The 1,101-nt window shown below is 68.9% G+C and carries 1 pseudogene; it reads left to right on the top strand.

Annotation, left to right across the window (positions count from 1 at the left end):
- Nucleotides 1–77: 77 nt before the first annotated feature.
- Nucleotides 78–1,078 (top strand): annotated as a pseudogene (locus ACFYQA_RS39585) (IS5 family transposase).
- The last annotated feature ends 23 nt before the right edge of the window (nucleotides 1,079–1,101 follow it).

Here is a 1,101-nt window from a genome sequence, read left to right as displayed (position 1 = left end):
CTAGGGCCTGTATCCGGTTGCGATCAATCTGCGAGTTCCGTCCCCTCATCGGGGGCGGATCAGGTAGTCCGTAGTGCATGACGCGAGCGCAACTGACGGATGAAGAGTGGGAGTTCATCGAGCCGTACCTGCCCATCGGCGAGTACGGCCCGTATCCCGCCCGGCTGCGGCAGCAGTTCGAGGGCGTGATCTGGCGGTTCCGCAGCGGAGCGCAGTGGCGGGAGGTGCCGGCCGAGTTCGGCGCCTGGTCCACCGTGCACAACCGGTTCAGGCAGTGGCGTGACGCCGGGGTCTTCGAGGCCCTGCTGGAGGGCATGATCGCCGAGGCGGCGAAGCGGGGCGAGGTGGACTTGTCGCTGGTCAGCGTGGACTCCACCACCGTGCGCGCCCACCACGACGCGGCCGGGATGCAGCTGAAGCCGGGGGTGCTCGACGCCCTGGAGAAGGCCGCCGAGGAGGAGAAGGCCCGCTCAAAGGGGGCACCGAAGAGGAACAAGCCGGACAAGCGGCCGAAGTCGATCCCGGACGGGCCGAGCGCAGACGCGTCCGGCGACGCCGCAAACTCCGGCTGAAGGCCGCCCTGCTCGGCCGCTCGCGCGGCGGGCAGACCAGCAAGGTCCACGTCGCCGCCGACCGCAAGTGCCGCCCGCTCGTCCTCACCCTGACCGCCGGACAGGCCGCCGACAGCCCCCAGTTCATCCCCGTGCTCGACAAACTCCGTGTCCGCCTCCCTGTCGGCCGCCCCCGCACCCGGCCCGACGCGGTCGCCGGGGACAAGGCGTACTCCTCCCGCAAGAACCGCGCCCACCTGCGTAAACGCAACATCAAGGCGGTCATCCCGGAGAAGAGGGACCAGGCCGCCAACCGGAAGAAGAAGGGCCGCCGGGGCGGCCGTCCCGTCAGCCACGACGCCGAGCTCTACAAGGGCCGCAACACCGTCGAGCGCCTGATCAACAGGCTGAAAGCGTGGCGCGGCATCGCCACCCGCTACGACAAGACCCCCGAGAGCTACCAAGCCGGACTCCACCTCCGTGCCTCCATGATCTGGATCAAGGACCTCGCGAGGTCCACTCATTGATCACGACTCAATACAGGCCCTAG

Source organism: Streptomyces sp. NPDC005774 (assembly GCF_042871645.1).
GTDB classification, from domain to species: domain Bacteria; phylum Actinomycetota; class Actinomycetes; order Streptomycetales; family Streptomycetaceae; genus Streptomyces; species Streptomyces pratens.
Note: the sequence above shows the minus strand (reverse complement) of the source record. Positions and strands in the feature narration are given on the sequence as shown.